Source organism: Blautia acetigignens, assembly GCF_025566865.1.
Classification (GTDB): domain Bacteria; phylum Bacillota; class Clostridia; order Lachnospirales; family Lachnospiraceae; genus Blautia_A; species Blautia_A acetigignens.
In genome coordinates this window covers 17,304-42,874 of record NZ_JAOQJM010000019.1, presented here as the reverse complement: position 1 = coordinate 42,874, position 25,571 = coordinate 17,304, and the positions used below count along the sequence as shown (strand labels likewise).

The window sequence follows — 25,571 nt, the reverse complement described above, 5'->3', positions numbered from 1 at the left end:
ACAGTGGCATCAGGGAAAGGAAGGTTTTATGAAGGTAACAAGGATACAAGACAAGTATAACCCGGACAAGATTTGAATGATAAAGCGGTACCTGTGCGGTACATTCTATGTCAATCAGGAGATTAAGGGGCAGAAGTTCTATGACCGTGATAGAAGGATGACAAAGCGGATGCTTGTCAGTATCGGAGTTTTAGCTTGAAGCCCTGATGTTCAAATATATAGAGAGGAGATGAGGCATTTGCTGAACCTGTCAAGTGATGAAATGGAAGCATTGGTTGAGCACAGAGAGAAGTCCAGTGAAGTAGTGAGACAGGACTTTGAGCTTGTGATATACCTTGCTGAAGATGCGGCAACGGATGGAGTGGATGCACAGGCAACAAAACTCATTGAGGACATGATGGCTCTGACAAGGGGAGAAATGAATACCCTATACAGGGACAGCATCATCCAAGTGCTTAGTACAAAGATTGATAACTACAGGAAGACAGACATCTTGCAACCGTCTGATGACATGGTTCTTGAACAGGACAAGGTCATCATGGCAGGAGACATCAATGTGACTGTCCGGAACGTAGTACAGAGTGCAAGGGGGAAGGAGTGATGCCGCCATGATAGAGAACTTTATTGAATACATGTGGTATCTGCTCACTACTCCTCTGAAGAAGCTGAAGAAAGCACTGAATAAGTGGTACATCCTTTGCCGGGTGTTCGGCAAGAGGTTTGATGAAGCAAAGGAAGACATACTCCGGGCAAGGGATGAGGGAATGGTTGCTACATGCAGCCATGAAATGCTCCCGGTACATGGAGCTGATAGAAGGCTCACCCGGTATGAAGGAGAACATCCAGAGAACTTCCGCTCAAGGATAGCCATGTATGAGGAGATATGCAAGCTTGGAGGTACCAATGAGGGAGTGCTGCTTGCGGTGAGGACTCTTGGATATACTTCCCCGGTTCTTGTGAGAGCAAATGACCTGACAGGCTTTTCCCATTTCACACTTGATGGAAGTTGGCTCCTTGATGGGAGCCGGACATTGGAGTCTGATACCATTGAAAACAGATGGGCGGAGTTCTACATAGTAATTGTGATGGATGCGGATGAGGAGCATCCTATCAGTTTTGACATTATGCGGAAGACCGTCAGGAAGTGGAAAGAGGTGGGTGCAAAGGACAACTACTTCTTCAAGTATAACTTGAGCATCAGGCAGCCACACACAGGAAACTTCCTTGAGGTACTGTATAAGAAGCATCTATTCTATTATGACTACAGGAAGCTTGATGGAATGTGGAAACTGGATGGGAGCTATATGCTTGATGCAGAGATGACTCCCGTTGGTACCCGGATAGGATACCGATATGAGAGCCTTTATGAGCTCCATGAAGCCGGGCTTGCAGTTATGGCATACAATTATGCCTGCCGGATGGTAGAGAGTGCCATCCTGAAGGCGGCATACAGCTTCAGGATGTACTATTTTGAATACCTGAAGACAGATGGCTCATGGACAACAGATGGAAGTTATGTGGTGGATGCACAGATGTCTCCAAGAGAAATGAGATGGAGCACAACATTCCGCCATCAGCATGAAGAGAAGCTGCTAATGAAGCAGCGGTACAGGATGCAGCCTTGTGAGGAGGCATACAGTATCAGGAAGACATTGGAGCAGTACCGGATGGTCATTGACTATTTTGATTATCTGAAGCTCAACGGGCTTTGGAAGCTGACAGGCTCCCGGCTCATGGATGCACAGAGGACAGAATACACCACCAAGCAGGCATACAGCTTTGGTGTAGAACATACAAGGGAGTTCAGGGTGATATGGCATGAAGAGCACAACCTCATCTTCCTTGATGGAACATGGAGCCTTGATGGTTCCAAGATAATAGATGCTTGGCAAAAAACGGAGGTATTGTAGAATGGCAACAAAAAGCGTGATAACCAAAATCAGAAGAAAAAAGATGGCTGAAGCAAGCCATACAACCGGAACGGTTGCAAAGATAACACACATTGCACTTGGTTCCGGCGGTGTCAATGGAGATGGTACCGTGATAGTACCACTTGCGGAGAATGTAGCATTGAAGAAAGAGGTGGTCAGAAAGCCTTATACTTCATCAACCAAGACTTCAGATACATCCTATGAGTATACCATCAAGCTTGAGGAAGATGAGCTTGTTGGTACATTCATCAGTGAGATGGCACTCATTGATGAGGATGGAGATGTGGTGGCGTTCTCTAATTTCCTTGCAAAAGGTAAGGATGAGACAGAGGTGACATTCACCATTGAAGACAACTATTAAGGAGGAAGAAGAAAATGGCAAATATAACAGCAGCAGAGCATCCGAAACTTGTCCTTGAGATGACAGCAATGGAGAGGACAACTCCGGCACACTATGATGAGTGGAATGTGAGACATCAGCAGCTCCTTGACAATGACAAATACCTCAATGAGCAGTTCATCAATGTCTTTTCTGACAGTGCAGCAGCTCATAATTCCATCTACAGAGGGAAGAACCTGACAAATGTGTATACGGTGGATGAAATATGTCAGCGTATCAGTGCAGGAACCTTTAAGGACTTGTATGTGGGTGATTATTTTGACATAAGCATCACTACAGACTTGGGTGGTGCCGAGACAGTCAGATGTATCTTGGCAGGCTTTGATGTATTTTGGAATAATGGAGATACAGCCTTCACAAAACATCATGCTGTGATTGTACCGAAGGACTGCTTCAAGACAAAATCAGTTATGAATGATACAAATGTGACAACAGGTGGGTATGTAGGCTCTAAGATGTATAAAACGGTTCTTCCTGTATATGCAGCAGCCTTGCAAACAGCATTAAATAATCATATACTTAGTCACAGAGAATTGCTGACAACAGCAGTATCTACAACAGGCAATTCAAACGCAGGAGCAGGCATCACAGGATATGCAAGCAACTGGGAGTGGAAGGATTGCTTAGTTAAACTTATGAGTGAGATACAGGTATATGGTTCCACAGTGCTTAGTTCATCATTCTATGATACAGGATGTGATAATATTCAGTTCCCGTTGTTCCGGTTAGCTCCTAACCTGAAGGTAGCAGGACTTGGACATAACGGAAGTAGATGGTGGTATTGGTTGAGTGCTGTGGTGTCGGCGGCGGCGTTTGCTCGTTGTAGCAGTGGTGGTTATGGTTATGGTCTCGGCGCCGCCGGGGATGGTGGAGTCCGCCCGTATTTCTGTATCGGTTAATCTTTAATCTGCCCCCTGTATGGGGGCAGATGACCGGAAGGAGGAAATAGGTTGAGCGTTCTGAAGAACAAAAGAAGTGTATCCAGTTTGGAGTTCTATCATAATGCCATAATGCTCCGGAGAGAAATCACAATGCTGCTCCTCCGGGACTTTGGCATCAAGGACAAGGTGAGGAGTGTCAAGTCATTGTATGGGGTGCCGGGAATGGAGCCGGAGGATGAGCAGAAGTTTCGGGAAATAGTGGAGAAGTATGAAATGAAAGCCACGATAATAGAGGAATATCCGGCATGGCTCATAGACAAGATGAGGAATAACATAATGAATATCCTCCACAACATGATAATGAACATCACACAGGCAAATACGATATATCCAGTATGTGAGAGTGAGTTCTATGACCGGAGAAACTTCCAAAATCATGCCATAGGAAACTGTGAGCAGCTCCTTCAGGAGATGCAATACATTATATCCATCATCCCGGTGGATGCACAGAAGTATATCCGATATGTGGAAATGATTGAGAAGGAGATAGCCCTCCTGAAGGGATGGAGAAAGAGTGACAACAAAATCCTGAAGAAAATCAGGGAGAATGAAGCAGCCAAAGCACAGAAAGAAGGTGCTTCCCAAAAGGCTGAAAAACAAGTATAATTATCCGGGGCAAGCTTTGTATCAAGAGACTTTTCCACCGTTGAGTGCTGTGGTGTCGGCGGCGGCGTTTGCTAATTGTAACAATAATGGTAATAGTAATAATAACAACGCCGCCGGGGATGGTGGAGTCCGCCCGATTTCGTGTATGTATACTAAGTGTAGGCTATGTGCCGATATACGATACAGGAAAGGAAAGCTTGTCCTTCCGAAAGGTAAAGAAGCCCATCTTCTGATAGAGGGAGGATGGGGGAACATCTTGATGCACCCTGATACGTCAGTTGGTGCTAGAAACGAGGTGAAGCTCTATGAATGATATGGAGTCTGTATATGATGCCAACTCCCTACTTGATGCCTTTAACAAGTCAAAGAAGGGAACAGCGTGGAAAGAGTCAGTACAGCGGTATGAAATGAACCTTTTGAGGAATATCAACCAAACTCAAAAGGAGATGAAGGATGGAACCTATGAGCAGAAGGACTTCTATGAGTTCAAGCTGCATGAGAGGGGAAAAACAAGGCATATTAAGTCAATGCACATCTCTGACCGTGTGGTACAGAGGTCAGTCTGTGACAATGTGCTTGTCCCGGAGCTCTCCAAGTACCTGACCTATGACAATGGTGCTTCCATGGAGGGCAAGGGTATCCATTTTGCAAGGAAACGGTTGAGCACACATCTTCACAAGTTCTACAGGAAACACAAGAGCAATGAAGGGTATGTATTACTGATTGATTTTAGCAAATTCTTTGACAATATAGTCCATGATGGTCTGATAAAGGAAATGCGGAAAAAGATTGGTGATAAGGAGACAATGAGCTTTATTGAGAAGCTCATAGATACCTTCAGGGTGGATGTTTCCTACATGACTGATGAAGAATATGCTAACTGTATGAAAACACTGTATAACGCCTTGGAACATGCTCAAATTGATAAGGCAAAGCTGACAGGCGAAAAGTACATGAGAAAGTCCGTGGGTATTGGAAGCCAAATATCTCAAATATCCGGAGTATACTATCCCACAAGGATAGACAACTACTGCAAGATTGTAAAAGGCATGAAATACTATGGGCGGTACATGGATGACATCTACATCATCCATGAAGACAAGGAGTACCTGAAGGGGCTCCTGAATGACATACAAGGGATATGTGATGAGCTTGGACTCTTTATCAATCCAAAGAAAACACAGATAGTAAAGCTGTCACATGGCTTCACATTCCTTAAAATCAAATATAACCTAACAGAGACAGGAAAGGTACAGGAACGTATCAGCAAGGACTCCGTCACAAGGATGCGGAGAAAGCTGAAGAAGTTCCGGAAGCTCATGGATGCCGGGGAGATGTCCTTTGATGATGTGAGATGTGCCTATGCCTCATGGAAGGGCGGTGTGAGCCACTATGACTCATACAATGTAGTTAAGAGTATGGATAAGCTCTTTGATGAGCTTTTTATCCATCCATTTATTGGAGGAGGACACAGAGATGAGCAAAACAACAATGAGCAAAAATGAGATAGAACAGAAAATAAGAGACCTGAAGACCAAGCTCTCATGTCAGGAGTCTGATATTGGGGACTGGAAGATTGCCAAGTGTATTGAGTATTCTACCCTTGGGATGGAGTCACCTTATGACCTTCAGGAACTCCACAAACAGAGACAGGTCATCCGTGATGAGATTGGAGCCTTGGAAGAGGAACTTGCCAAGTGTGAAGATGAGGATGAAGCCGCTTCTGAAAAGTAGGCGTTATTCACAAAATTATTGTCAAAAAAAGCGGAGGGTTTTTCCCTCCGTTTCGTGCTTATAAATACCGGAAATATTTCCCGAAAAGTTTTGTCAAAAGTTTTGAGAAGTTTTGACAAAAATTTTGAGCGGCTACAATAATGGCAATTATTCCAATTATGTAGATATTGAGAATGGCGACGAATATTGGATTTCCGGGTTGAAGAAGAAAGAGAGTAATCGTCATTGGGATGGGCATGGAAAAATCATGATCGACTGCAGAGCTGTTAAAGAATATCTTTCTCTGATTGGAGAAAAAGCGCTACCATTAAATTTATTTGAAGTGACTGATATTGAAGATAAATTCCCGATTGAAAGGGTAAAACGGATGTTGAACCCAAAGATTACAAATATTGATAATTTTCAATGTCCATAAAGCAACTTTTGATGTTGAAAGTATCTTTGAATATCGTAGACATACAATGTCTGGTTGAAAATTCGTGGATTCTTATTTTATGTCGTGGTAATTTTGTTACATATTGGTAAACTGTAAGTGGAAGAGAGGTAGAGACATGGACACAAAAAAGATCGGAGCTTTTTTAAAGCAATGTCGTAAGGAAAAAAATCTGACACAAGAGCAGCTTGCTGAGAAATTCAGAGTGTCTGCAAGAACAGTTTCCAGATGGGAAACAGGAACAAATATGCCAGATCTTAGCATACTTGTTGAGCTTGCTGAATATTACGATGTTGAAATGAGAGAACTCTTGGATGGAGAAAGGAGCCAGGCTATGAATAAAGAGATGAGAGAAACTTTGGACAAAGTTGCAATGTATGAAGAATGGACAAAACGAAAAGCACTACAGGCTGGAAATCTTGCCTTTGCATCAATGTTTGTGATTGGTGTAATGGCAATTATTATTCAAATGTTATTGACAATAAATATTCGTTTTATTTTAGGAGAGACAGTAAGTGTTTTAGCCGGAGGAATCCTGTATGCAGCTATTATGATATACAATGGAATATGGGATAAATGTTTGCCCCAAAATACTACTGTATGGAGGGATTTTCTTACCAGCGTATTATGTTCAGGAATTTTTGCTTTCCTCTATGGCGTATGCTTGTTAAGAATGGGAGCTACAGAAACACAGATAACACGATTAGCTTTTGAATTTTGGATTGGTATTACTATTGTCGCATTTATTATTCTTAGAATTCTGACATTTATCAATCGAAAAAAGAAACAAAATCCAACAAATACTCAAAATATAAAAGAAATTTCACCATTATCTAAGATGGAATATATCAAGATTTACAATGCACAAAATATGATAGAAACGGAACAACTCATGGAAATGTTAAGACAAAATGGAATAATGGCTTTTTCACAGGAGGCAAGTGCGAATGTTGCGATGCATGGGGCACCTGGCTTTGGAATATATGGAATGGATATATTCGTAAAAACTGATGATGCAGAAAATGCAGTAGAGCTGATTAAGGAGATTCGAAATCAAGAAAAGCAGTAGAAAATTGGTATTCTTGATAAAAAAAATTGGATTCAGATGACAAAAGGAGAATGGCTAAAGCTGTTCTCTTTTTTCTATGCTATAATTCAAAAAAAATATAAATTTTTTGAGACGCTCATCAAAAAAAGACGACTTTATAATTGAGAACATTTTTGAGGAGGGGAATATCATAGACGATAAAAAAATCATAGAACTCTATTTTGAAAGAAACGAGCAGGCAATTAAGGAAACAGATATAAAATATGGAAAACTTTGTCATAAAATTGCCTATAATATCCTAAATAACCTCCAGGATTCGGAAGAGTGTGTGAATGACACATATTTAGGAGTGTGGAACAAAATTCCACCTACAAGGCCGGATAACTTTAAGGCTTATATTTCCAAAATTGTCAGAAGTATTTCCATAGATAAATTTAGAAAACAAAAAGCTAAAAAACGATCCGCTGATATGGTTATGGCATTGGATGAACTTGCAGATATACTGCCAGATGAAAGGTATGCTCCGAGCAGGAATGACGAAGAGATTGGAAAATCAATCAGTATTTTTCTTAATAAACAAAAAGAAGTGGTCCGGAGAGTGTTTCATCTAAAATATTTTTATTTTGAATCTAACATAGCTATTGCAGAGAGATGTGGTTTTACTGAACGCAAAGTAACACATATGCTAGCTCACACCAGAGCCCAATTAAAAGAATATCTGATCAAGGAGGAAATCTATCTATGAACATACCCAAAATTGCAGATGCCATTGGTTATATTGATAATGAGCTTATCACTGCTACACTGGAAGCACCGCCAAAGAAAAGGCATAATCCTGTAATGAAATGGATGACGGCTGCGGCTTGTCTTACCCTATTTGTAATCGCAGGTATTTTGATTCCGCATCTTTTAAAGAATGACGCAACAGCTGAAAGCAAATATAAATATCATGTTTCTAAAACAGAACGAGCCATAGAATGGCCATGGAAATACAAGACTGCAGCTGAAAAGTATCCTGCTATTAAGTTTAATGGAAAACAGTTTACCGTAAAAAGCCAGAATCCAATCCACACAGATGCACTAGGGGATGAGATTGGCTCCTGTATAGCAGAAGGCCTTGATCCTGATACCGAAAAAAAATATACGGAAACATTTGAGGTGCGGAAGATTCATGGAATATCAGAAGAACTGATGATTGCTGCAGGGAATGAAGACGGATTTTATGTTTATGCAGCTGATGAAAGCACTGCTCCAGATACTTTAGGGAAGTTGCTGGAACTGTATGGTCTTTCTCAAAATATAGAATTAAACTACGTGACAAAATGTGAAAATTATGAGGAAAAAGAGGAACTTTTGCTGGATAATGATGATGAGATCTGGCAGATCCTTGCGGGCCGCAGTGATGCAAAACTTGATAATACAAGTGATTTCTTTGAAAGAGAGAACCGTATTTATCTCGCTTTCACTGCAACCTCGGAAACGCTGGGTGTTTATAACCGGGTGATCTACATTTCTGAAGACGGCTATTTCGCAACCAATATTTTAGACTATGAATACAGCTATTTCATTGGAAAAGAAGCAGCAGGACAAATCATCCGTTACGTACAAAAGCATTCCACGGAAACAAAATCCAGCAGCAGTGCGCCAACCATATCCGGAACTGTCACGGAAATTGGAAATGGATATATGATAGTTGATAATACAGCTTTATGTAGGAACCCCAAAGCCGGAAAAGAATATAAGGTATATACAGATGACATAAGGGTAAAAAGATGGAGTGAAAGTGGGGAGATCAAGACAGGAGATCTTGTAGCGGTTGAATATGAAGGGAAAATTTCCGACAGCTGCGAGATAACGGGAGCATATTCCATATTTACAGGAACGCTTGAAGAAAATGATATTCTAACTCAGTAATAATAAAAACAGGAAAAGGAAGGATACTGGCTTGAATGCGAAACGAATTTATTTGATAAAGATTGCCCCGGTTGTTTTATTGGCAGGCACTGCTTACTGGCTCCCGGGTTCTGATTTCTTTACATTTTTAACCTAGTGGGAGATGCTGTTTCTGTTGGGACTGGTATTTATGCCGGTAACATCCAGGATGTTTCGAGGATTTGATGATAATGGCTGGATGTTTTCCAAGGTACTGGCGGTTGCGGTATGCGGATATGCGCAATGGCTGCTGGCTTGTCTGAATATCACTCCATTTACAGGAATCACCTGTGTGATTCTCACGGTTATCTGCTGCCTTGGAAGTCTTTTATATGGAATCAAATGTAAGAACAGGTTCCCGGATTCACTTCCCTGGAAACAGGCAGCTCTGGTCTACCGGAAAGAGATTCTTTTGATGAATACAAAAACAGAGGGGAACACATTTACAAAGAAAATCGGTCAGACGGTCTATGTTGTCCGTTATCATTTTAATGAAGATTCAAAGGAAACAATGCAGGAGAAGATTAACCGGATGCTGGTTACAGAAGTAAGCCGAATGGCAATGTATTAAAATTAGGTGGATGTAATTGAAGAAAAAATATGATATCCTATAAGTAACAAAACAGAATTTAAGGAGGAGTCTGTAAATGAAATTATCAGATTTAGCAACAGGTTCTGATTGGATAGTGTGGATTGTCTTTGTGATATTTGCCGTACTTTCTATTATTTTACTTTCTGGACACGGAAGCTGGTTCATTTCTGGATATAATACAGCTTCAAAAGAAGAAAAGGAAAAATATGATGAAAAGAAGTTATGCAGAACAATGGGAATTGGAATGTCTATTATAGCAATTCTTGCATTAACTATGGGCTTGTTTGAAAATATTTTACCTGCATTTTTTGTATATATTGCATTGGGAATTATTTTGGTTGATGTCGTGGTAATTATCATTTTAGGAAACACGCTATGTAGAAAGTAACAATTTCCAGCTTGTATGTAAAAAACAGAAAAAATCGAGAATATATGAATAAATTTTGGGGGGATTACCGAGAAAATAGTATGAAAAAATGCAAATATTGTGGCAAAAAACTAAATGACAATTTTGAATTTTGTAATAGTAATTGTGAAAATTGTTATGAAAAGATGGTGGATAAAGACAACCATAAAATTAAGTATTTTATATTAGGCATTATTTTGGGATTCTTAGTTATGTTTTATGGCATTATTTCTAACAATAATGTCTTCATAATAGGAATTGGAATTATAGTAATGGGTATAGATGTTGTTTTATTGCCATTTACAACTCCCGAAACAATATATTTTCTAGGATATCAAAAGTCAAAATTTGCAGGAAGAATATCAGATATATTGCTCATAGTAGTTGGAGTATGGATGTGTTTTATTCAATGATAGATTCCAGCCTGCAAAATTGAAAATAAATTGAAAGTCACGAAATCGGAGGAGTTAATGATTATGTGGAATGAATTAGGCATAAGCGGAGGAACTGCAATTGTTATTTTGATTGCGCTGTATTTCGTTATCAAATGGGCAGTGAAAAATGGAATCAAAGAAGCCTACAGTGCCATCACTGGAAAGAAAACGGATGAAGATGTCAGAAACGAAAAAGAACTGAAAGAACTCGGATTTGGTCAGAAGATAAATAAAAGTTTTCAGGAGATGTTTTATGAAGAAAAAAGTACTTGCAATTATGTTAGTTACGGTATCAATAATGTTGATTTCGGCGTGCGGAAAAAAAGAAAAATTGTACGAAATTCCTGACCTGTCGCAGTATAAGACAGATTATGTAGGAGATTCTTCGAACGTTATAAATATTGTAAGTGGGCAAGAGTATCCGGAGGGATACTCATATGACAGTATAGAGATACAGTCTGAAACAGAGCCTTATGGATTAACCGTTTTTCTAAAAGATGAACCGTCTGCATCCAGGATTGAAGATGAATTGCAGGTCAATGCAGATATGACATTTGACTTGATTGGTAATTTGGAAACACTTGATTATAGAATTGCAGACAGCAAAGAAATCATTGCATCGTATGAACGGTAGAGCTATTGCTCTTCAACTTCAGGTTTGTAGAATTCAAAAAATTTAATATGAAATGTGAGATAGAGCGTATGGAAATAATCTATACGTTCTATTTTTTTTGCCTTTTTGAAAAAAGTGATTAAAAAACTATTGACATTTTATTACTGGAGGTGCGAAATGGACTATATGACATTGAAAGAGACCGCCGAAAAGTGGGGCGTGGCACCTCGTAGGGTAAATTATTATTGTGCTGGTGAGCGTGTCCCCGGCGCTGTGAAAATGGCCGGTGTTTGGCTGATACCAAGAGAAGCACAAAAACCACTCGATAAGAGATACAAAGGAAACAAGAAATAGTTTCTTGTGAGGTTTCTGTGACATTTGAATGCTACACTAAGAATGAAGGAGTGTGATACAATGCGAATTTTAGTAGTCGAGGATGACCGACTTTTGAATAATACCTTGTGCTATAACTTGGATGCTGCGGGCTATGTCGTGGACTCTGCATTGACAAAATCAGCAGCCAGTAATTTTCTAACTAAGCAGGACTATGACCTGATCGTGCTGGATGTAAACCTGCCAGATGGGAATGGCTTTGATTTCTGCGGTGAGGTAAAAGAGCGCCGGTCAGATACAGCGGTGATCTTCCTGACCGCAAATGATATGGAGAGTGATATGCTCAAAGGATATGAGCTGGGAGCTGAGGACTATGTGACCAAGCCTTTTCCCATGAGCGTCTTTCAAAAAAAGCTGTCCGTGGTATTGGGGTGGCTGGCGAAACAGAGTGGCGGAGATTGCTATGAGGATGGCGCACTATCCATCAATTTCTCAGAGATGACTGCTTCCCTGTCCGGTAAGCCGCTGGTGTTCACTCCGTTGGAATATCGGATGTTGAAAATCCTGACCAAAAATCCGCAGATTGTTTTGACTAGGCAGATGCTACTTGAAAAACTGTGGGATGCCGATGGAAACTTTGTGGATGAACACGCCCTGACCGCAGCCATCAGCCGGGTGAGAAACAAAATTGAAACGGAAGGCCGCCAGTACATTAAGACGGTGTACGGCATGGGCTATATGTGGATTGGAGGGACGCTGAAATGAATATACGAAAATTCTCCATCAACAAAGCCTGTATCCTTTTGGGAATACTCTTGCTGCTGGCAGTTGGTGTGGTTTCTGCCGCTATTTATCTGCTGACCGAGAATATAACCGCTGTCGGGTATGTGTTCTTGTTCAGTGTCTTTGTGTTGCTTTGCGTCATCTGCTTTGTGACCCTGATCCGTCGGAAACTGGTCATGTTCTCCGATTCCTTTTGTGGTCAAATGGATGATATGCTCTCCGGGGATATTATGCAGCCGAAGCAGACGATTGAGGAAGAAAGCCTATTTTATAAAATCAACTACCGACTGGGGCGGTTGTACGAAGTCATGCAGGAAAATAAAAACAACATCGCAAAGGAACGAGCTGACCTGCAAGAGCTGATCTCTGATATTTCCCATCAAGTCAAGACCCCGATTGCCAACTTGAAGATAATCAACAACACGCTGCTTGAAAACGAGGTTCCTCCGCAGAAGCAAAAGGAATTTCTGACAGCCCAGGCTAGTCAGCTTGATAAGCTGGACTTTCTCATGCAGGCCATGATTAAAACTTCCCGCTTGGAAACGGGAGTCATTTCGTTGGATCAAAAACAGCAGCCGGTTTATGATACCCTTGCCACAGCCCTGGGCTGGATTTTGTTCAATGCTGAAAAGAAACAAATAGATGTACAGGTGGAATGTCCAGAGCATCTGGATGCGCGACACGATAGAAAATGGACAAGCGAAGCTCTGTTCAACATTCTGGATAACGCAGTGAAGTACACCCCGGCAGGCGGACAGATCCGTGTGTCTGTGGAAGGCTGGGAAATGTATGTAAAGATCAACATTGCCGACACCGGCATCGGCATCTCGGAGCAGCATCAGGGGACGATTTTCAAACGATTTTACCGGGAAGATGCGGTACATGATGTGGAGGGGATTGGGATTGGTCTGTATCTGGCCCGTGAGATCGTGACCTTGCAGGAAGGCTATATGCGGGTGGCATCAGAGATTGGGCAAGGCTCAACCTTTTCTGTTTTCCTGCTCCGAAAGTAGTACCGACATTCCCTCAAAATTGAAATGTCACAGACTTATGACATTTGGAACCGAATTTCTTATAAATTCTTTGTAGCTCGTGACATTTCTGTGAGGTTCGGTCTTTATGATAAAACCATCACCAAAAAAGGATGGTGTTCTATATGAGCATATTGCAGACAACAGATTTAAAAAAATATTACGGCACTGAGCCGAACATCACAAAAGCATTGGATGGCGTAACCCTCTCCATTGAGGAGGGAGAGTTTGTTGCCATCGTTGGTACTTCCGGCAGTGGTAAGTCCACCTTGCTGAATATGATGGGCGGTTTGGATACACCGACTTCCGGTAGCATTCAAGTAAAAGGAAAAGAACTCTCTGAATTCAAGGATGAACAGCTTACCATCTTCCGCAGACGTAACATCGGCTTTATCTTCCAGAACTACAATCTGGTGCCGGTGCTGAATGTCTACGAAAACATCGTGCTGCCTGTGGAACTGGACGGAAACAAGGTAGATAAGAAGTTTATGAAAGAAGTAGTGCAGATGCTGGGACTGGAGGATAAGCTAAACAATATGCCCAACAACCTCTCCGGCGGTCAGCAACAGCGTGTGGCAATTGCGCGTGCCCTTGTTTCCAAACCAGCCATTGTCTTGGCCGATGAACCGACCGGAAACCTTGACAGCAGGACAAGTAGTGATGTATTAGGACTTTTGAAAGTTACCAGCCAGAAATTCCATCAGACCATTGTGATGATTACTCATAACAATGAGATTGCCCAGCTTGCCGGCTGTATTATCCGTATTGAGGACGGCAGAATTTCCAAGTAAAGGAGGGCGAAAATATGACAGATATTTTATTTGGGAATAACAACAGACCTGTCCTGAAACTTCTGGCAAAGCGTTCTTTGAAAGCCCGGAGAAACACCATTGCTGTATTGGCGATTTTGCTTGCCACACTGCTTTTTACCAGCCTGTTTACAATTGCCATTAGCTTGCAGACTGCTATGCAGGAAAGTAATATGAGGACAACCGGCACTTCTGCCCATGCAGGTATCAAGCGTTTATCTTGGGAAGAATATGAACGGCTGTCATCGGATACAGGGGTGAAGGACAGCGGATACTCGATTATCATAGGAAATGCCGTGGGTGATAAGTTCAACAAGACACCCACGGAACTGCGATATAGTGATGAAACCTATGCAGAACTAACTTTTAACACCCCCGACACCGGATATCTGCCGGAACAGAAAAATGAGATTGCCACCAGCCGTATTGTTCTGGCAGCGATGGGATTACCTGATGAGGTTGGTACACAGATGGAACTGACCTTTATAACTGATACGGATACATTTAGCGATACCTTTACGCTTTGCGGCATTTGGGATGGGGATGCTGTGGCGTATCGTCAAACAATTCTATTATCCAAAGAATATACGGAACAGGTAGCTCCTGTCATCCACGGGGAAACGGACGGAACAACCCCACCTGTGGGAACCGGTTATATTGATGCTGTTATGATGATGCCTACGGCATGGAACATTGAAAAGCAGGCATTAGATGTGACTTCCAAATACGGTTTAGATGAACGGGTAAGTATTAACGACGCTTACCAAACGGCAACGGTCAGTTTTTCTTCCATGCTGCCCCTTGTAGCTGGTATTGCGGTTATCTTTATCGCAGGGTATCTTCTAATCTACAATGTGTTTTATATTTCTATCGCACAGGATATTCGGTTTTATGGAATGTTGAAAACACTGGGAACCACTGCAAGACAAATAAGAAAAATCGTTTATAGAAAAGCAATTAAGCTATCTCTTATGGGTATACCTATTGGTCTATTGTTGGGATGGCCAATTGGTCGATTGCTGCTGCCTGCGATTGTAAATATGCTGACGGATGATATAAGGGTCGTTACTACGGTAAATCCGTCGATTTTTTTGGTGGCGATTGTTTTTTCTATGATTACTGTTTTGATTAGCTGCCAAAAACCTGCTGCGATGGCAGCCAAGGTTTCCCCGATAGAGGCGCTACACTATGTCGAGCAGGCAGGAGGAAAAAAGAAAGACCGTCGCAGTAAACGTATAAGCACAGTTATGATGGCAAAAAGCAATCTTGGCCGCAATAAGAAAAAAGTAACGATTGTTACCTTGTCCTTTGCACTCAGCATCGTTCTTTTGAACAGTGTCTATACCTATGTGACTTCCTTTGATTTCGATAAGTTTGTGGCTGATTTTAGTCTTACGGATTTTACAGTGTCCGATACAACGGTAATCAACAGCTATGCCCCGTATAACACGGCGAATGTGAGCCAGGATTTCATTCGTGAGGCTGAAAGGTTGAATGGTCTTGAAGATATAGGCAATGTGTACCTGTGGATTTCCAAACAGCCGCTTTCCAAACATGATCTTACAAAGTTGCAGGAACTTGCAGTTTCTTCCCGTGATATAGCAAATGAGCTGGGAAATTATAGGGTTCGACAGGAACATGGTGTCAATGTGTACGGGTTAGACGACTTTCCGGCAGAGTATGTGCGGGTTTTGGATGGAGAGCTAAACATGGAAAAATGGAGAGCTGGAACCGGCGTGTATGTAACACCGCTGCGGATGATGAGTGACGGTTCTCTCTGTTTGTATCAACCGGGAGACAAGATCTGTGTGCAGCAGCTTGATGGAACAAACAAAATATATGATGTATTGGCTGTGGTAGATATACCGAAAGCGTTAGAAACACCTTTACAAGTAGATATGGGACTGGATTATATTTTCCCGACAAATGAGCTGCTGGGAAATATGGTATCCGCCGACCAGCCGGCCATGAAAACCATCTTCAATGTAGATAATGAATACCAGCTTGCCACGGAAAACTGGCTGAAAAACTACACTACAAATACGGACACAGCTTTGGATTATCTGTCAAAAGTGACACTGCGGCAGACTTTTGATGGGATGATTAACATGTACCGTCTTGTGGGAGGTGCTCTTTGTGCGATTCTGGCGTTGATTGGCATACTGAATTTTATCAATTCCATGATGACCTCTATTTTGTCCAGATACAAAGAATTGGCCATGCTGCAATCGGTAGGTATGACCGGCCGACAAGTCAAACAGATGCTAATGATTGAGGGGATTGGGTATTCCGCATTGGGGCTTATATGTTCCCTGCTCATCTCTATCGTGGGGAGTCTGACAGTGGTTCGAATGATGGGGGCAGAATTAAGTTATTTTACATGGCATTTTACCCTGCTTCCTGTGTTCCTCTGTGTAATACCGTTAGTTCTCATTACCGCCTTTGTACCTTTGGTCTGCTATAACAAAATGGCACAGAAAACAGTTGTGGAACGGCTACGCATTGCTGAATAAGATACACAGACGAGAAACGGTCATCCGAAAGGGTGGCCGTTTTCAAATGTCACAAAATTGTGAGATTTCAGCTGATAAAAGGCACCTGTCTGTGACATTTCTGTGAGGATTATCAGTATAGAGCTAATTAATGAACCTCTATATTTTTTTATCATTTCCTTCATCGTCCGATGTTCCTTTCAAATCTGTGATCCACAGCATGACATCTTTCAATACGGAAGTATTTAATTCCTAATAAATAAACTTTTCTTCTCTTTGGTTTCGGATTAAATCAGCTTCCTTCAATATTGCAAGGTATATTATGTGTCAAGAACCAGTTACTTCAAAAAAACTGTTTTATTTTTAGAAAAAACTGTTTGGGGAGAACCGATTGATGTTCAAATGCATCTAATTGATGTAAAATAAAAAAACACGTGTATAAATGTCCGGACCAAAGGAGAAACAGGCTATGACAAAAAGTGCATTTATTAAGGAGGTCCACGATGCGGAAGCGATGCTGTAAAAAGAGAAAAACACTGCCAGACTATTCCCGTGAAGTATTGATGAAGGGACGTGCAGAGACCAACTCCAAGGAATATCTGCCGTTCCCAGTGATGTTAGGTCAGATTTTGACCTTGTTGGAAGAGACACCGAAAGAAGAGCAGAAGGATTTACAGTTCTTGATCCCATTTAACGAGGGTGCAGATGCAGATGGACAGTATGCAAGAGCCGTCCGGACGGTACTGGACCGCAAGGGATATGAGCATGTGGACATTATCGCGCCGATCCTGGAGACACTTCCAGTGACCGCAGATGATCCGGAGCTTCTGATGAAGGCTCTGGTTTGCGGCGACATCCTTTACAGTGCCGATCCGCATATGCGGGATCAGTGTTACCGCTCTCTGCTTCCAGATGGCAGCCTCCATGAGTGGAAAGACCTGCGCCGCTGGGCGAAGGAGATCGGAGAAGAAAGTACCTCAGCCAAATCACTGGGATTAGTTGGAACCTCTGCCAGCCTGACCAGCTTAAATGAGGGAATCCTGGAGCAGCTGGAGTATGAAGGAATCCTGTGCCGCCGGGCACCGCTGTCTGAGATGATGCTGTTTCTGTGGAAAGAAGCCTCTGGCAATAAAAATGCGACAGAGTTTTTCCAGAAATGGGAAAAACAGCTGTTGGCAATCCATAAGCGCCTGGGAGATAGAAGCAGCTTCAGCCAAGACCTAAGAGGGCTTCAAAAACGTGCCGATGAGTATCTGTCAGACTACTCTGGTGCCAATGGACGATACCGTTATGCAAAAGCACTGGAACTGGGTGAGAACTGCAGCGGTATCCTGATGATGGCACCACGCTATGAAAACACTGCTATGGTGCTGAATATGAGAGGAATTCACGACCACTGCCAGGCACCAGTTTATGACCTGTCCCTGGATGGGGACTTCGACGAGGCAGGATGGGAGAAACTTAGATCCTTCTTGTATTATTGTGAAGTATAACAGGCACATTATGCTTAGTACAGCGAATATTAAGTAGCCACTATGTTGATTAGTTTGACTTTTCATATACTGCGTCAATATAGCAGATACATAATTTTCACTGTACTGGGTACAATATAAATTAAAAAAGGAGACATAAAAAATGACAGGAATTAAGAACATCAACAAAGCAGAAGTCATGGCTTTAAAAGATCAGGTAGAATACCATGACGGACAGGTAGTCAGCAAAACACTGGCGCAGAACGAACACGTAAGTGTTACTCTGTTTTCTTTTGACAAAGGCGAAGAGATCAGCACCCATGAATCCGGCGGGGATGCCTTCGTGACCTGTCTGGATGGTGTAGGAAAAGTAACTATTGACGGCGAAGAATATATCCTAAAAGAAGGCGACTCCATCGTCATGCCAGCAAAACATCCCCATGCGGTATATGGACAGGAACAGTTCAAGATGCTGCTGGTAGTAATTTTCTAAGGCTGGCAGTAAAAGAAACTTACTTTCGTTTCATTTTTTATAAGAGACAAGGTCATTTAGGACGCATTATAGTTACATTGTTAATTTTGGAAAAGTAGAAGGGTTAGAAAAAGGCGTACTACGGTTGAAATGCGGAATAGAACTGAATGTTTCAAGAGCAAAGAAAGAAGAGTTTACCGAGGCACTGTTTGAATATCTGAGGGAAAGGAATGGTTGATCTGATGAGTTTGCTAAGTGATGCTTAGTACAAGAATGTGAAGAAAATGGAGAGAAGGTTTTAAAAGAACTCTCTGTAGAGGAAATCTATAATTATTACGAACAAGCAAATATCAAAGAGAAGGAGTGGATCAAACAATTAGTTTTTGAATACCAAATTGTGAATGTGAAATGAGTAAAGCCGAGAGTATTAATCTATCTCGGCTTTAGTATTTTTCCAAATTTTTGAATCGTCGATATTCTAAGGGTGATAATCCAAGCTGTTTTTTAAATACAGCTGCAAATTTCCCTTGATTAGAATAGCCGACCTGTTCGGATATTTCGGCAATCGGACGCTTTGTGTCCGAAAGAAGCCTTGCGGCTTCGTTCATACGGATTTCCCGCAGCCAGGTGGATATATTCTGTCCATATACGCCTCTAAAATAATTTTTCAGGCTGGTTTCACTGACCGAAAAGCGTTCTGCAATCTGCCGTACAGGAATGTGCTGGCGAAGATCATCTGAGAGAATTTGCGCTGCCCTTTTTGCAATTTCAACCTGCGTTTCCGTGTAGAAGCCGCAGGTTTTCGGAGGCCGGATTTCCATGTTAAAAAGCCGGTGGAGAAGTTCAAGCGTATAGATTTGCAAATGGAAGGCAGAGGGCTTTTCAGATAGCCGCCAGAGTTTTTGAAATATATTTTCCAGCTCACTGTCCGCTCCGTTGATATATGTCTTATGGTTGCCACAATAATTTTCTTCCAGCGTAGGGAGGTCAAGTGAAAAAGATTTCAAAAGTTCACCGCAGGACTGTAAAAGAAGTGGCAGGTCAAAGTATATTTTTATGCCCTGATATTGCCGTGTGGGAAAGATATATTCTTTCTGTGCGGTCTGTTCACTGACACAAAAATCATTTTCCTTCAGGTAAATGTAGGAGCCGTCATCCAGAAGCAATTCACTTCTGCCCGAAACGCAATAGTTAATCAGCAAAGGCTTTAGATTTGAATTTTCATCCGACTCCGGCCATACGGGAGCGTTTACAAAAATAAAAGCCAAAGTCAGCCCCGGAAAGAGCGTATGGAATGTCATGCGTCCCTTGCCATCTGCCCGATCCAAAAGCAATGTGCTGCTATTTGGACTGTTTTTCAAGGTCACACCAGAAACAGCATCGCTGTTTTCTAAAATGTTGCATATCATGTTACGCAACTGCTTCGCCCCTTTCATCACGCAAAATCGCTGATATTATTATACCTGCGAGAAAACTCCCGGTCAATGGATATTCTGGCAGAGCGAAAAAACTCCTTGCTATACGGGCTTAAAATACCGATATATGCATAGAAGCACAGCTGAATTTATGCTATCATTAGGGATGGTTAGCAAGAACTAACAAAGACGAAAATAATCATGTTAGGAGGTTTCGCAATGAACAACAAATTGCAAGGAAAGGACTTAATCAACATCGGTATTTTTACGGCGATTTACTTTATCGTCATTTTCGCAGCGGCGTCTATCGGTTTTATCCCGATCTTTATTCCACTTATCAGCGTGATCGTGCCGCTTGTGGGCGGTATTCCGATGATGTTGTTCTTCTCCAAAATTAAGAAATTCGGTATGCTTACCATCTGCGGAGTGCTGCTGGGTATCATTATGCTGCTGACCGGCATGGGCTGGTGGTGCATCCCTACCGGGCTGATCTTCGGGCTGATTTCCGATTTTATGATGAAAGCCTGTGACTACAAAAATGCCAAGCGTGAAGTGTTGATTCACGGCGTTTTTTCCATGTGGGTAATCGGCGCCTTTATTCCCATCGTTGTGACGCGTGACGCTTACTACCAGAACCTGCTCCCCGGTTACGGTCAGGAATATGCCGACACGCTTATGGCTTATATGCCCGACTGGATTTTGCCGGTATTGCTTATCGCTGCTTTCGTCAGCGGTCTTGTTGGCGGTCTGATTGGACGGAAGATTTTCAAAAAGCATTTTGAGCGGGCAGGAATTGTATAATGAGCCGCGAACTTCTTGCAAGTCAAAAAAACAATAGCGGAATTTTATTAGATCCCCGGACAAAACTGGCGGTACTGATTACCATAGCTGTCTTTATTTTAGGCGGTTCGTATGAAGGTATCATGCAGTATTACATCATCGTGTTGGCGGCGATCCCGCTGTTACTTTTGTCAGCGGCCAGAAAATGGAAAGGTGCTGTTCTCTATATCCTGATTTTCGGAGGCAGCCTGTGTCTGGAAATGTTCGGCATGTCCCGACTGACCGGCGTAGCAAACTACATCGCGGTAGCCGTCGTTGGTATTCTTCTGCGGTTCACCCCCAGCGTGGTCATGGGATATTTCGTGGTAACGACAACCACGGTCAGCGAATTTGTTGCGGCGATGGAACGGCTCCACCTGCCACAGCAGATCACCATTCCTATGTCTGTGATGTTTCGCTTCTTTCCCACGGTTGCGGAAGAATGGAGCGCTATTGGGGACGCCATGCGGATGCGTGGCGTCCGCTTTGGTGGTGGAAAAGTCGGTGCGATTTTAGAGTATCGGATTGTACCCATGATGATCTGCTCCGTCAAAATCGGAGAGGAACTGTCCCAGGCAGCCCTTACGCGGGGATTGGGAGGCCCGGTAAAACGGACGAATATCTGTAAGCTGGGTTTTCATGTGCAGGATGTTATTTTCCTGCTGATCTGTCTGGGAGCATTTGCAGCGCAAATCTATGTGCTTGCCGCAAGGGGGTGAAGGAAATGATTGAATGTCAAGATGTGTCCTTTTCTTATCTTGCCAGTACCCTTCCCGACAGTGAGAGGCAGGCCGGTGGCGCTTTGAAACATATTTCCTGCACTATTGAGGACGGTTCTTTTGTCCTGCTCTGCGGGACTTCCGGCTGTGGGAAAACAACCATGACCCGGTTGTTTAACGGCTTGATCCCCCATTATCATGAGGGGACTTATACCGGCTCCGTCTATCTGGATGGAAAGGATACCCGTGACCTGTCACTGTTTGATATTTCTCTGAAAGTCGGTTCTGTATTTCAAAATCCGCGTTCTCAGTTTTTCAATGTGGACACGACCAGCGAACTGGCTTTTGGCCCAGAGAATCACGGCATAGCGGAAGATCTTGTGCGTGACCGTGTAAAGCGTGTAGCTGCACAGCTAAAGTTGGAGCCGCTGCTTGATAGAAGTATTTTTTCTTTGTCCGGCGGTGAAAAGCAAAAAATCGCCTGCGGATCGGCAGCGGCGATTGACCCGGATATTTATGTGCTTGATGAGCCATCATCCAACCTTGACGCATACGCTATCGCTGATTTTCGACAGCTACTCTTTACTTTGAAATCGCAGGGAAAGACCATCATCATCTCTGAACATCGGCTGTATTATCTGTCCGGCCTCTTTGACCGTGTCCTGTACCTAAAAGATGGAGAAATCGAAGGTGATTATACAGCAGAGAAATTTTGCAGCCTGTCGGCAAGACAGCGCGATGATATGGGATTGCGCCCTCTTGATCTTGCGGGGCTTTCAGAAGTTGAAGGCACGCCGCAGAGAATGAATGAGGCGGTTTGGACGATAAAGAATGTGTCCTTTGCCTATAAGCATGAGCCGGAAACCTTGCATATAACGGAAACCTCTTTCCCATTCGGCAGCGCCACGGCCATCATCGGACATAATGGTGCGGGAAAATCCACCTTTGCCCGGTGCCTCTGCGGGTTGGAAAAGCACTTCAAAGGAACGGTGCAGGATCAGAGCAAGAACTATTCCAGAAAAGAACGATTGAAACTCTGTTATATGGTCATGCAGGATGTAAACCACCAGCTCTTTACCGAAAGTCTTCTGGATGAAATTCTGCTCAGTATGAGAACCGAGAATAAGCAAAGGGCAAGAGAAATCTTAAAGGAGATGGACTTGCTTTCCTTTGAGGACTGCCACCCGATGGGACTGTCCGGCGGTCAAAAGCAGCGCGTGGCGGTTGCCTCTGCGATTGCTTCGGAGCGCCCTCTGATTTTATTTGATGAACCGACCAGTGGCCTTGACCTGTTTCACATGAGGCAGGTTGCCAATGTTGTTAATCAGGTGGCGAATACTGGAAGAACTGCGCTTGTGGTAACGCATGACCCGGAATTTATTCTACGCTGCTGCAATTATGTCCTTCACTTAGAAAACGGGCAAATTCAGGAAAGTTATTCCATAGAGGACAGCGATGGCCGAAAACGCCTGCTAAAGTTTTTTCTGAGTGATATGAAGAAGGAGGTGTCCACAGAATGAAGGAGGAAAAGAAAGAGTCACCCATAGGCGTCTTATGGGGATGGGGCAAACCCTATCACGGGAAATTCATTGGCAGTATTATCCTTGCGGTATTAGGCGTTGCCTGCCAGATGGTGCCCTATTTCTGCGTGGCGCATATTGTCACAATGATGTTGTCTGGGGAACAGAATTATTCCCGCTATGTGACCGCTGGTATTATTGCACTGTGCGGATACTTTGGGAAGGTGCTGTTTTCCTGTCTTTCTACAACGATTTCCCACACAGTGACCTATTACACGCTGCGCGATCTGCGGGAAAATATCACCGCAAAGCTGGCCCGCGTCCCGATGGGGACGATTTTAGATACTCCGTCCGGCCAGTATAAAACAACGATTGTTGACCGGGTAGAAGGTATGGAGCCAACCTTCGCACACCTGATCCCGGAAATGACGGCAAATGTGCTGGTACCGCTTGTTATCGCCGTGTACCTGTTCCTTTTGGACTGGCGCATGGCGCTTCTGTCACTTGTTACGCTGGTGGTGGGCCTTGCTGTCATGTCTGCCGGCATGAAGAATTATCCCGTCAAATGGGAAAGCGCGGTTAAGGCAGGCAAGCAAATGGCAAATGTCATTGTAGAGTACATTGGTGGGATTGAGGTAGTCAAAGCGTTTAGTCAATCCGCCGGTTCCTACAAAAAATATTCTGACGCAGTAAACTATAACGCCAACTACTATGTGGACTGGATGAGAGAAAACCAGAAAACCATGAGCGCCTACAACGCCATTTTGCCATCGGTGTTGATTTGTGTGCTGCCCTGCGGCTTCGCGTTCTGGATCTCCGGCAGCCTGGAACTTTCCACTTTCCTGTCTATCGTAATTTTCTCGCTGGGACTGATTGGGCCGATTGTTGCAGCCTTTACCTTTACGGACGATTTGGCCGTATTAGGGACAAATGTGGAAGAAATCAGCCAGCTTTTGAACGCTGAAGAACTGAACCATAAGGATACGCCGGTCAAGCTGGAAGATACCGGCATTTCTCTTAGGTCTGTGTCTTTTTCCTATGACGGGACAACAGAGGTTTTGCATGGTGTGAGCCTGACCATCCGGCCCGGCACCATGACCGCCCTTGTGGGGCCGTCTGGCTCCGGCAAATCGACGGTGGCAAAGCTGATTGCCGGATATTGGGATGTTACATCCGGCAGCATTACCCTCGGCGGTCATGAGCTGAAGGATATACCGCTGTCTGAAATTGCAGATCAGATTTCCTATGTATCTCAGGACAACTACTTGTTTAACCGCAGTATCCGGGAGAATATCCGCATGGGAAGACCCAGCGCCACAGACGCGGAGGTGGAACAGGCCGCCGAACAAAGTGGTTGCGACGCCTTTATCCGCGGGCTGGACAATGGCTATGATACGGTTGTCGGCAGCACCGGTTCCCACCTTTCCGGTGGGGAGCGCCAGCGTATTGCCATCGCCCGTGCCATGCTGAAAAATGCGCCGGTTGTCATTTTGGACGAGGCAACTAGCAGCGTTGACCCGGAGAATGAGGACGAATTGCAGCGAGCTATCGAGGCACTGACTCATGATAAGACCAGCACTCATGAAATCGCCAGGTATCTGAAGATTACCGAAAAGGCAGTTTACAGGTGCATGGACAGGCTGAAAGAAAAAGTGAAGAAGATCTTCGAGTAATTCATGATAATCACAAAGCAGGGTGTGAGAACAAACTCCGCCCTGCTTATTATTTATTTAGAAAAAATAAAGCTGTTATCAAAACCAGTATTTAAAAATTTTATCAGTAATAAAGTGCAGAATGATGTTTGGATTGCTGTTTTTATGCAACTATTTCTTGTTGCTCTTGACAAAATCTTTTTTAAAGATTAAAATTATAACAGTGTTATATAGCACTGTTATATAGGAGGTGTGCAAAATAAACGGAAATGGAACGACTTTAGAAAATATCCATCGGGCAGCGAAAGCGGAATTTTTAGAAAAAGGATATAAAGACGCTTCTCTGCGGAATATTGTGAAATCCGTGGGAATGACTACCGGAGCCTTTTACGGATATTACAAAAGCAAAAAAGAACTTTTTGAAGCCATCGTTGGTGAACATTATGAATATATTCGTAACCGTTTTATAAAGGCACAGCAGGAGTTCGCCGAACTACCAGCTGCCCAGCAGCCGGAAGTCATGAGTGATATTTCGGGAATCTGCATGTACGATATTCTCTATTATGCGTACGAACATTTAGAGGAATGTAAACTGATCCTCTGCTGTTCGGAAGGGACAAAATTTGCCGGGCTAATTGATGAAATGGTGGAGATTGAGGTAGATGGGACGCATGCCTATCAGGATGTCTTAAGGCAGCTTGGACGGTCCTCTCCGCATATCGATCCTTCGCTGGAGCATATTCTGATCACCGGAATGTTTCATACTTTTTTTGAATTGATCATCCACGAAATGCCGCTCAAAGATGCCGAAAACTACGTTAGAGAAATGCGCGCCTTTTATACAGCAGGATGGATGAAAATTATGGGGCAGTAATGCCTTATAATTTTTGTTCGACAGTTAGCTACAGCTAACCTAAATTCGGATATTGTAAGAACATAGACGTGTTCTCTTTATCATAGACACAAAGAAAAGGAGGAATTTTT

Annotated in this window: 29 protein-coding genes and 1 pseudogene; 29 read left to right on the top strand and 1 reads right to left on the bottom strand. The window is 43.1% G+C overall.

What is annotated here, in order from left to right; translation table 11 throughout:
* Positions 1-238 precede the first annotated feature (238 nt).
* The 24 genes and pseudogenes from OCV70_RS16695 to OCV70_RS16580 form a co-directional block, all read left to right on the top strand.
* Positions 239-601, top strand: a complete 363-nt coding sequence (locus OCV70_RS16695; protein ID WP_262579908.1) for a hypothetical protein — start codon at positions 239-241, stop codon at positions 599-601.
* 7 nt (positions 602-608) lie between these two features.
* Positions 609-1,910 carry a hypothetical protein gene (locus OCV70_RS16690; protein WP_173895483.1) on the top strand — a complete coding sequence of 434 codons (1,302 nt, stop codon included), beginning with the start codon at positions 609-611 and terminating at the stop codon, positions 1,908-1,910.
* Position 1,911: 1 nt separating this feature from the next.
* Positions 1,912-2,292: a phage tail-collar fiber domain-containing protein gene (locus OCV70_RS16685; protein ID WP_055055764.1), complete on the top strand. Its 381-nt coding sequence runs from the start codon at positions 1,912-1,914 to the stop codon at positions 2,290-2,292.
* A gap of 14 nt (positions 2,293-2,306) precedes the next feature.
* Positions 2,307-3,230 (top strand): hypothetical protein, encoded by a 924-nt coding sequence (locus OCV70_RS16680; RefSeq protein WP_262579907.1) that lies wholly within the window; start codon positions 2,307-2,309, stop codon positions 3,228-3,230.
* Between the two features lie 51 nt (positions 3,231-3,281).
* Positions 3,282-3,878 carry a hypothetical protein gene (locus OCV70_RS16675; RefSeq protein ID WP_009295631.1) on the top strand — a complete coding sequence of 199 codons (597 nt, stop codon included), beginning with the start codon at positions 3,282-3,284 and terminating at the stop codon, positions 3,876-3,878.
* Between the two features lie 305 nt (positions 3,879-4,183).
* Positions 4,184-5,383, top strand: a complete 1,200-nt coding sequence (locus OCV70_RS16670) for an RNA-directed DNA polymerase (RefSeq protein ID WP_009295632.1) — start codon at positions 4,184-4,186, stop codon at positions 5,381-5,383.
* Positions 5,355-5,612 carry a hypothetical protein gene (locus OCV70_RS16665; RefSeq protein ID WP_009295633.1) on the top strand — a complete coding sequence of 86 codons (258 nt, stop codon included), beginning with the start codon at positions 5,355-5,357 and terminating at the stop codon, positions 5,610-5,612. Before OCV70_RS16670 ends, OCV70_RS16665 begins: the two co-directional genes overlap by 29 nt.
* A 112-nt stretch (positions 5,613-5,724) precedes the next feature.
* On the top strand, positions 5,725-6,027 hold the full coding sequence (locus OCV70_RS16660) for a hypothetical protein (RefSeq protein WP_262579904.1): 303 nt from the start codon (positions 5,725-5,727) through the stop codon (positions 6,025-6,027).
* 136 nt (positions 6,028-6,163) lie between these two features.
* Positions 6,164-7,114 (top strand): helix-turn-helix domain-containing protein, encoded by a 951-nt coding sequence (locus OCV70_RS16655; protein ID WP_117854475.1) that lies wholly within the window; start codon positions 6,164-6,166, stop codon positions 7,112-7,114.
* A 106-nt stretch (positions 7,115-7,220) separates the two neighbouring features.
* On the top strand, positions 7,221-7,838 hold the full coding sequence (locus OCV70_RS16650) for an RNA polymerase sigma factor (RefSeq protein WP_207743338.1): 618 nt from the start codon (positions 7,221-7,223) through the stop codon (positions 7,836-7,838).
* Positions 7,835-9,007 carry a hypothetical protein gene (locus tag OCV70_RS16645; protein WP_117854477.1) on the top strand — a complete coding sequence of 391 codons (1,173 nt, stop codon included), beginning with the start codon at positions 7,835-7,837 and terminating at the stop codon, positions 9,005-9,007. Before OCV70_RS16650 ends, OCV70_RS16645 begins: the two co-directional genes overlap by 4 nt.
* 154 nt (positions 9,008-9,161) lie before the next feature.
* Positions 9,162-9,596 (top strand): transposon-encoded TnpW family protein, encoded by a 435-nt coding sequence (locus tag OCV70_RS19415; protein WP_262579901.1) that lies wholly within the window; start codon positions 9,162-9,164, stop codon positions 9,594-9,596.
* Between the two features lie 76 nt (positions 9,597-9,672).
* Positions 9,673-10,005 (top strand): DUF3784 domain-containing protein, encoded by a 333-nt coding sequence (locus OCV70_RS16635; RefSeq protein WP_117854480.1) that lies wholly within the window; start codon positions 9,673-9,675, stop codon positions 10,003-10,005.
* Positions 10,006-10,049: 44 nt separating this feature from the next.
* The gene (locus OCV70_RS16630; RefSeq protein WP_243000372.1) at positions 10,050-10,436 is read left to right on the top strand and encodes a hypothetical protein; all 387 of its coding nucleotides are present in this window, start codon (positions 10,050-10,052) and stop codon (positions 10,434-10,436) included.
* A 63-nt stretch (positions 10,437-10,499) separates the two neighbouring features.
* Positions 10,500-10,805 (top strand): DUF6019 family protein, encoded by a 306-nt coding sequence (locus OCV70_RS20350; RefSeq protein WP_117854483.1) that lies wholly within the window; start codon positions 10,500-10,502, stop codon positions 10,803-10,805.
* Complete coding sequence (locus tag OCV70_RS16620) at positions 10,711-11,091, top strand: DUF4825 domain-containing protein (RefSeq protein WP_117854485.1); 381 nt, start codon at positions 10,711-10,713, stop codon at positions 11,089-11,091. Before OCV70_RS20350 ends, OCV70_RS16620 begins: the two co-directional genes overlap by 95 nt.
* Before the next feature lie 156 nt (positions 11,092-11,247).
* The gene (locus OCV70_RS16615) at positions 11,248-11,424 is read left to right on the top strand and encodes a helix-turn-helix domain-containing protein (RefSeq protein ID WP_117854488.1); all 177 of its coding nucleotides are present in this window, start codon (positions 11,248-11,250) and stop codon (positions 11,422-11,424) included.
* A gap of 60 nt (positions 11,425-11,484) precedes the next feature.
* Positions 11,485-12,168, top strand: a complete 684-nt coding sequence (locus OCV70_RS16610; RefSeq protein ID WP_117854491.1) for a response regulator transcription factor — start codon at positions 11,485-11,487, stop codon at positions 12,166-12,168.
* Positions 12,165-13,199 (top strand): sensor histidine kinase, encoded by a 1,035-nt coding sequence (locus OCV70_RS16605; RefSeq protein ID WP_262579900.1) that lies wholly within the window; start codon positions 12,165-12,167, stop codon positions 13,197-13,199. Before OCV70_RS16610 ends, OCV70_RS16605 begins: the two co-directional genes overlap by 4 nt.
* Positions 13,200-13,342: 143 nt before the next feature.
* A complete protein-coding gene (locus OCV70_RS16600; RefSeq protein ID WP_173719087.1) occupies positions 13,343-14,008 on the top strand; it encodes an ABC transporter ATP-binding protein in 666 nt (221 codons plus the stop codon).
* Between the two features lie 14 nt (positions 14,009-14,022).
* Positions 14,023-16,539, top strand: a complete 2,517-nt coding sequence (locus OCV70_RS16595; protein ID WP_117855201.1) for an ABC transporter permease — start codon at positions 14,023-14,025, stop codon at positions 16,537-16,539.
* Positions 16,540-17,021: 482 nt separating this feature from the next.
* Positions 17,022-18,011, top strand: coding sequence for a hypothetical protein (locus OCV70_RS16590; RefSeq protein ID WP_262579899.1), 990 nt, complete (start codon positions 17,022-17,024; stop codon positions 18,009-18,011).
* A 142-nt stretch (positions 18,012-18,153) separates the two neighbouring features.
* On the top strand, positions 18,154-18,483 hold the full coding sequence (locus tag OCV70_RS16585; RefSeq protein ID WP_117855196.1) for a cupin domain-containing protein: 330 nt from the start codon (positions 18,154-18,156) through the stop codon (positions 18,481-18,483).
* 61 nt (positions 18,484-18,544) lie between these two features.
* Positions 18,545-18,700: pseudogene (locus OCV70_RS16580) on the top strand (LytR/AlgR family response regulator transcription factor); the annotation flags it as partial.
* Positions 18,701-18,905: 205 nt separating this feature from the next.
* On the opposite strand, the gene OCV70_RS16575 reads toward OCV70_RS16580, so the two are convergent.
* Positions 18,906-19,871, bottom strand: coding sequence for a helix-turn-helix domain-containing protein (locus tag OCV70_RS16575; protein WP_117855191.1), 966 nt, complete (start codon positions 19,869-19,871; stop codon positions 18,906-18,908).
* A gap of 225 nt (positions 19,872-20,096) precedes the next feature.
* Here OCV70_RS16575 and OCV70_RS16570 point away from each other — a divergent pair, with 225 nt between their 5' ends.
* From OCV70_RS16570 to OCV70_RS16550, 5 genes are all read left to right on the top strand, one after another.
* Positions 20,097-20,678 (top strand): MptD family putative ECF transporter S component, encoded by a 582-nt coding sequence (locus tag OCV70_RS16570; RefSeq protein ID WP_044930260.1) that lies wholly within the window; start codon positions 20,097-20,099, stop codon positions 20,676-20,678.
* Entirely contained in the window at positions 20,678-21,415 is a 738-nt protein-coding gene (locus tag OCV70_RS16565; RefSeq protein ID WP_117855189.1) for an energy-coupling factor transporter transmembrane component T, read from the top strand. Before OCV70_RS16570 ends, OCV70_RS16565 begins: the two co-directional genes overlap by 1 nt.
* A gap of 5 nt (positions 21,416-21,420) precedes the next feature.
* Positions 21,421-22,935, top strand: coding sequence for an ABC transporter ATP-binding protein (locus tag OCV70_RS16560; protein ID WP_117855186.1), 1,515 nt, complete (start codon positions 21,421-21,423; stop codon positions 22,933-22,935).
* A complete protein-coding gene (locus tag OCV70_RS16555) occupies positions 22,932-24,608 on the top strand; it encodes an ABC transporter ATP-binding protein (RefSeq protein ID WP_243280846.1) in 1,677 nt (558 codons plus the stop codon). Before OCV70_RS16560 ends, OCV70_RS16555 begins: the two co-directional genes overlap by 4 nt.
* 229 nt (positions 24,609-24,837) lie before the next feature.
* On the top strand, positions 24,838-25,461 hold the full coding sequence (locus OCV70_RS16550) for a TetR/AcrR family transcriptional regulator (protein ID WP_117855181.1): 624 nt from the start codon (positions 24,838-24,840) through the stop codon (positions 25,459-25,461).
* Positions 25,462-25,571 lie beyond the last annotated feature (110 nt).